The following is a 7,719-nucleotide window of genomic DNA, read 5'->3' on the forward strand; positions in this document are numbered from 1 at the left end:
ATGAAGTTTTGATCGGTAAAGTTTCTATTCCGGTCGGCCGGAGTTTCCGGGAAGCATTTGACGGTTTTGCCCGGCTGTTTTCGGCGAAAAGGTTGCTTTAAAGTAACAGGCGGTTTATGGGCTGGAAAAGGGAAGCCGGATGCGGGAAGTTTTTGTGTCAATGGTCAATTCCTTCGGGGGTCAATGGTTAATTTTTATTATTTAAATTCACTTGCGGAGCAGAATTCACCGTTCACATCAATTATACGAACCTCTGAACTCCAGCGGCGAAAGGCCTGTCCGGAGCCTGAACATCTTACTGAACGACTGCGCGTGTTCAAAGCCCAGCTCATAAGCGATCTCTGCTACCGTTAAACCGGTTCCGATCAGTTTTTCCTTTGCTTTTTCGATAAGTTTCATGTGGATGTGCTGCTGGGTATTGAATCCGGTAACCGAACGGAGCATATCCCCGAGATAACGCGGTGAAACTTTCAACTGATCCGACAGGTATTTTACGGTAGGGAGTCCTTCGATGACGGCTTTTTCCGAATTGAAATACGCATCGAGCACCGTTTCCATTTTGCTCAGCAAATCGTTGTTGATGATTTTACGGGTAATGAACTGCCTTTTGTAGAACCGTTGGCTGTAGGTCAGCAGAAGCTCTACCTGGGAGATCAGCACATCCTGGCTCAGGTCATCGATCGATGTTTTCAGTTCGTCGTTGATCGTACCGGCAATATTGGTGATGATATTTTTCTCTTTGTCCGAAAGGTAAAGCGCTTCATTAATCGAGTAGGTGAAGAAGCCGTACGTTTTGATTTTACGCTCCAACGGATAGCCCCGGAAAAAGTCAGGATGAATCAGCAGGGTAAAACCGGCGGGGTCTCCTGAAGATGAGATGCCGGCCAGAGACTGTCCGGGTAAGGTAAAGCACATGCCGGCCTCATTAAAATCGTAGGTGGTCTGGCCGTATCTCATCCGGCATCCCGAAGAATCATTGTAGGTAATGTGATAAAAATCCATCACAAAATCAAACGACAGCATCTCATGGGTAATGGCGGCTTCCCGATAATCCAGCAAGCTGATTAAAGGATGTGCCGGCTTGGGCAGGTTCAGGGCGTGCTGCATTTCGGAAAGCGTCCGGAAATGCCTGGGATGATGAATTTCTCTGGATTTCATAATTTCAAATGTACATAAAAATCCAACGGCCGGAATCGTGGCCGCCGGATTTCTTTGGAGGGCTTAAATAATGTGAACTCCCGGTACCAACCGGACTGACAGAATGGGAGAGGGAAGCTGGTGCCTGGAGCATCTTAGGTTACGATTGCCGGGAATTTTGAATATCAACTGATTTTTCACTAATGTAAAGTCTTTCAGGTGTTCACTTTTCTTTTAATTCCATTAAATCGCTTAAAAATAAATAGTTACCGTCGAATTCACATTAAGCTAAAACCTTTAAAATTTCCACTTTTTCTCTTGTTTCCTTAGGTCGCTAAAATAATCCATAATTTCCTTATGCTGCTATATTTAAGATTTTAAATAAGAGATCTGCCGCCATTCAGCATTTCGAAAATTCCCTCGCGGAAGGCCTCGTCGCCAACTTCGAGGCGGTGTGTGTACATCGCGATGGCATCTTCACCGCAGACGTACCTCAGTTTCTTTGAGCCATCGGTAGCCGCTCCGTAAACCACCTCGGCAATCTGTTCGGGGGTTGTCATGTTTTCCTGCTGCATGACCGCCGCTACAAATTTATTCAGCAGGGAATCGTAGGCAGGATGGGAAACCACCGGGGATTTGTTCATGATTTCCGTAGATACCATACCGGGTTCAATGGTTTTGATCCCGATATTGAATTCGGAGAGTTCGTAGGACAGGCTTTCACTCCATCCCTCGATGGCCCATTTGCTGGCATCATACATCGATCCCATTGGGAATCCTGCCAGGCCTGCAGACGAACCGGTCGTAATAAACAATCCGTGGCCTCTTTCCCTGAAATACGGGATAAAGGCTTTGGTTACCCGAACGACGCCAAAGAAATTGGTTTCCATCTGGGCACGGATCTCTTAGTCGGACACGGCTTCCAAAGCACCCATCAGCGCATAGCCCGCATTATTGAAAACCACGTCCACTTCATGTTCCTGCAGAATATTCTGTACCGTTTCCTGTATCTCCTGCGGTACGGTTACATCCAGTTTCAGCAGGGTAATCTTGCCGATCGTGTTGAGTTCCGTTTCTTTTTCCGGTGTACGCATCGTAGCGATGACGTTCCAGCCTTTTGATGCGAATAACCTGGCGGTTGCTTTTCCGATTCCGGAAGAAGCTCCGGTAATGAAAATGGTCTGATTCATAATTTTTAAGATTTAATACCGCAAAGGTATCTTACCGGCCAGGCATGGGAGAAGCCTAAATGGTAATTGTCGTAGCCAAAATGGCGATGTGGTGTTTTGTACAAAATGAGGACAGGAGGAAACGGATCAATTGATATTGTTTTTGCATAGCATGAAATATTGAATTCTTACCAGCTAACCGGCTGTAGAAGCATCAGTTTTTTTGAAACAGACTTCCGGCAAGATAATTTTTATTTCCTGGTTCGTATTTTCTTTCATCCAGTAAACGATAAAGTTTACTTTTACCGTTTTTAATTCGTATGACTGTTGTTTCAGGGTTTCTATTTTTTCGATAAAACGCTGAGAGAATTGCAGAACAGGCTGGTGGCGGGAATTCATACAAATATTTCCATGAAAAATTAGCAAATCACCGCAGATAAGCCCCGGAATCAGGTGTTGGCTGTTAAGAAAAAAGTCCAGATAGACATCCTGATACGTAAGGTGCATGGCTAACTCGTCCGGCTGGGAATATGTTTCTTTATTATGGATCCTGATCAGGTTTTCAATAAAAAAATGATCCAGAAATGGAGCATCCGTATGGATGGTTAAGTTGTTTTTTGCTCTGGTCATGGCTACATATAATTGCCTCTTGGCCTCATCTGTTGAGAGGCTGAAATTCTCAAGCAGCATGAAAACGTTGTCGAATTCCCTTCCCTTGCTTTTATGAATGGTGGAAACAAAAACCGTTTCACCGTTGGTATTAAAAAAATCTTCCAGCTTTGATTCCCTGATAAATGCATCCAGATCGGATTTATATTTTCTCTTTGTATTGATCGCTTCAAATTCTTTAATGATGTTGATACAGATCTCTAATTTATTACTGCTGTGAAATTTATTTTTTACCTCCTGTTTGGCGGAATCCCAGACTTCATCGCTGATGGTAAAAGCATCACTGTATAAATTCAACCGGTTCAGAAAAAATCTGACTTCCGAAAGGTTATATAAATTAAAATTGTCATTGGTCTGGATCAGTTTTGCCGGTATTTTATTTTTTAAAAGCAAGCCGGTAATCTGCAAAGCTTCATGGTTGGTCTTCGTTAGTACGCAGACCGTGCCGGACAGACCGGTATGAAGCAGGTCTTCAATCAGAGAGACAATGAGATTTCTATTTTTGTAATTAACGATTTTTATTTTTCCGTTATCATTTTGCACGGGTACGATCGGGGTACTTTTCAGTCGGTGAGGGATCTGCTTTACAAATTCATTTGCTAAGGCTACCAGGTTGTTTTTACTTCTGTAATTTTCAACCAGTTCGTGCTTTACGGCATTGTTGTTTGAAATAAATGCTTCCAGATATTTTGAGCTGGATCCTCTGAATTCATAAACATTCTGATCGTCATCGCCTACTGCAATCACACGCATCTCTTCATTCTGTTCCATCAGTGTATTGATAAGCAGGTATTCATCCTCATTCATATCCTGGGCTTCATCAATCACCAAAACGGTTTTGGTGATCCTGCTGGCTTCCACTTCACCATTTCTTATTTTCTCGATCGTCTTTTTAATAATCAGATCTGATTTTTCCAGGTTTCCCACTTTACCCAATAAATCAAAACAATACGAATGAAAAGTCTTTATCTCCACATATTGCGCTGCATTCCCGATCAGTCGGATCAGCCGCTTTTTAAATTCTGTTGCCGCCGCCCTGGAAAACGTAATCATCAGCAACTGTTCCTGTTTCACATCTTCCATTAAAAGCAGAGCGGCCAATTTATGAACAAGGACCCGGGTTTTTCCGCTTCCCGGTCCCGCCGCTACCACAATATGCTGTGCTTCCTTATCATGGATAATTTTGAGTTGGGTAGGGGAGAGTTCTCCGAAAAGCTGTCTGAACTTTGCCGGTGTAAGATTACGGCAGATCTCCTGCTGCCGGCTGCCTTTAAAGTATTTACTGAGAAAAGATGAATAATTTAACTGAAAGTAATCTTCTACAAACTGTAATGCATGCTGATAATCGGTAATCATCTTCTTCGCATATTCTCCGACAATATGAATTTGCTGGACTTTATTTTCATAAAACTGATGCAGCCTCTGATAGTCATCCTTTGTATACCTTTTATTGTTGTTCTGTTCTGTACGTTCGATGGTCAGCCTGTTATAGATCACCATAAAGCCGCCCTCGATTTTTATCGCTTCAATTCTTGATAAATAAAACAGGGTATCTTCGACATCTTCCAGGACTATATCCCTTTTAAACAGATTCGGGCTGTTTTCGTAAGCAGATTTAAGTTCGTGAACGGAAAATTCCACCAGTACTTCCTGTTTGCCTGCGTCATCTTCTGAAGTTTCCGAAAGGCTTTTTTCATACAGGAAATCAACAATAAAACCGGCCAGTTCATGCCTTTTTTCAAGCTTGTCTTTTAAAAGTTCCGTGGGATACAAAGCAGCAAGGGCCAAATGGTTTTTAGAATATTCCATACTGCGTCTTTTGATCCAGTTTTTGATCGACCAAAAGTTAAAGACTGTTTTTATCCGTTGCGTGCTGCTGTTTGAACATCCTGCCTGTTCCGCTTTTTCATTAAGTTCCTTGATGTGGAAAATTTTTTCCTGTTGTTCGACAAAAGAGAGCAGGAACTTTTCAATTTTACAGAAAGTCTCCAGAATACTGAGGGAGCGGTTTTTATTTTCTCCTTTTTTTATAAAAGCGGAAAGGTCTTTGGTATCGGCTAAGATTCTTTCTTCGCGTAGAAGATTGATGATATTGATTACTTCCTCCTTCACGATACCCAAATGGTCGCTGATATAATCGACCCTCGATTCTGCCGTTTCTTCGTTTGTCTGCTTCCTGCTTTTGCTCGAAAAAAGCTTCTTGATGATCCTGATGCCTTTCTCTTTCTGCTTCTCCGTAAATCTTGCGGATCGATTGATTTTGTCGATGGCTTCCTGGGCGTTTTTGGTTAAAATACTGTTGGCAAAAACCCTCGGCATATTCTGTCCTCTTTTAAGGTATCCGGCATCTTCCAAGGCTGCAATAGCAGTTGTTACTCTCGTTTCGATCTGCATGATATTATCGTCCCAACCTGCTTTTCTGGCAATTTCCAATGCAGAATGGGAAACCGTGTACCGGAATTTGGTAATGGCTTTAATGGCCTGCCAAACCTGCTGTATTTCCTTAATGGAGAGTTTGGTCTGATTTTGCAGGATAAAGTGTTTGCCAAGATCTTCTTCGTTAAACAGCACATAGCATTCGGCAACGATATTTTCATCTCTCCCGGCTCTTCCCGCTTCCTGGACATAGTTTTCAAGCGAATCCGAAATTTCGTAATGAATCACCACACCCACATCTTTTTTATCTACGCCCATTCCGAAAGCAGACGTGGCCACCATAATCTGTGTTTTACCGCTGATAAAGGAATTCTGGTTTTCAGATTTTTCCTGCTTGTCCATTTTTCCATGATATGGCTTTGCATCAAAACCGTCCCTGGTTAATCTTTCTGCAAGCAGGTAAGCTTTCCTTGTCCGGGAAACGTAGATAATAACCGGGCAGTTTTTCTCCTCTATCAGATCGCGGACGGCCTGGTATTTTTCTTCTTCATCAGCTTTCTCAAAAACTTTGTACCGGAGATTCGTCCTTGATGCTTTTGATGTGAATAATTCAAGGTCAAGATCCAGTTTTTCCCTGAAGTAAGTCCGGATATCTTCTATTACTTTTTGTTTTGCCGTAGCGGTAAAACAGGAAACGGGTATGCGGTAATCGAGGTTTTTCTTTTCCTGGATGGATTTGATAAAATCACCTATATAAAGATAATCAACTCTGAAATCCTGTCCCCATGATGAAAAGCAATGCGCTTCATCGATGACGAAACGGATGATCTTTCTTCCCAGCATCAGTCGCTCGATGCTTTTCGAACGCAGTGATTCCGGAGAGATGTACAGAAGGGAAGCGGATCCGTCTTCCACCCTTTCAAATGATCTGGCCCTTTCGATAGGGTCGAGTAATCCATTGATTGTGACGGCATCCGTAATATTATTTTTTTCCAGGTTATCCACCTGGTCTTTCATCAAAGACTGTAAAGGTGAGATCACAACCGTAAGGCCCTTTGAATTCTCTCCGCTCATCAGAGCAGGCACCTGGAAAGTAATGGATTTTCCACCGCCCGTCGGGAAGACGGCAAGCAGGGATTTATTGTTTACGGCAGCCTGCACTGCTTTTTCCTGTAGGGCCTCACCACCGTACATACGGTATGAATCGAAGCCGAAAAACTTTTTCAGACCTTTGTACACGTCCAGTGCATCGTTGCAATAGGTACACCCTTTGATGCAGGGCGTGTTTCTTAGCATCAGCATTAATCTTTCCACCTCCGGATAATTCTTCAGCACCCAGGTCGGAGTAATGGAGTGGATTTTTTTATGATGAACGAAAGAGTTAACCAGTGAGAGGCAGTAAGCTAATTCGATAGGATAGGTCTCTATTATTTTTGCCAAATCGACATGTTCACAGAATTGATTCCTGAATTTCTGCCGGATCTGCTCTTCGGTATCACGTTCCTTTCCGGTATAATTGATAAAACGGAAAAAACCCGCAAACTCTTTTTTGTCTTTCAATAACAGATAGAAGATCTGCCTGAGATTCTCATCGGTCCGGTAAAAAGCTTCTATTTCATCGTGGAACAAATCCCTTGCTTTAATCGAATCGTAAAGAGGATTATTAACCTCTTCTGTCTGAATTTTATCGTCTTTTAAAAGGGCATGATAAGGTTTTGTAGGAAAGAGTAAAGGGGAAAGGGGCAGGGTGTCGATAATGTTTTTAGCATCAATTCCTGCATCACGGATAGCTGTCCGGAGATATTGAAGGTCGTGCTTGATGATATTATGCCCGCAGATAAATGGAGTTGTTTCAATAAACTGAATAAATTCTGCAACAGAAGTCTTATGAAACGAACTTCCGTCTTCTTTTATTCCTCCGATATCAAGGATTTTGCGACTGGTAGGTTCAATTTCCGTATCGATATAAGAAATAAGGCCAATATGCTTCTCTATTTCTGTCAAAGTAAATCAATAGTTATTTTGTTTTTTATGTCTGAATAAAAAAAATGCTTATTAATCTTTGTTTAATTTCAGATGAGTTAAATTAAATAAAATATAATAAACGGAAAAACAAAATACCATAATATTTGGGTATTTTGTAAAATAAAATTTTCCTTTTATACCATTCGGGTTTAAAATCTTAATTAAATGTTCTTTTTTGAAAAATCTGTAGATTTCCTGTCTCATTCAAAAGAGCCCCTAAACTCCAGCGGCGACAGGCCTGTCCGGAGCCTGAACATTTTGCTGAACGACTGAGGGTGTTCAAAACCCGGCTCATAAGCGATCTCCGCTACCGTCAGATCGGTTCCGATGAGTTTTTCCCTGG

3 protein-coding genes and 1 pseudogene are annotated in these 7,719 nt (G+C 42.1%); all 4 read right to left on the reverse strand.

What is annotated here, in order from left to right:
* Positions 1–237: 237 nt before the first annotated feature.
* The gene (locus QZ735_RS18940) at positions 238–1,158 is read right to left on the reverse strand and encodes an AraC family transcriptional regulator (protein WP_294252012.1); all 921 of its coding nucleotides are present in this window, start codon (positions 1,156–1,158) and stop codon (positions 238–240) included.
* Between the two features lie 356 nt (positions 1,159–1,514).
* Positions 1,515–2,327 (reverse strand): annotated as a pseudogene (locus QZ735_RS18945) (SDR family oxidoreductase).
* Positions 2,328–2,501: 174 nt separating this feature from the next.
* Positions 2,502–7,355, reverse strand: a complete 4,854-nt coding sequence (locus tag QZ735_RS18950) for a RecQ family ATP-dependent DNA helicase (RefSeq protein WP_294252016.1) — start codon at positions 7,353–7,355, stop codon at positions 2,502–2,504.
* A 221-nt stretch (positions 7,356–7,576) separates the two neighbouring features.
* Positions 7,577–7,719, reverse strand: a 143-nt coding sequence (locus QZ735_RS18955; protein WP_294252019.1) for a helix-turn-helix domain-containing protein, incomplete at its 5' end; no start/stop codon positions are given.

This window comes from uncultured Chryseobacterium sp. (assembly GCF_913776365.1).
Lineage (GTDB): Bacteria > Bacteroidota > Bacteroidia > Flavobacteriales > Weeksellaceae > Chryseobacterium.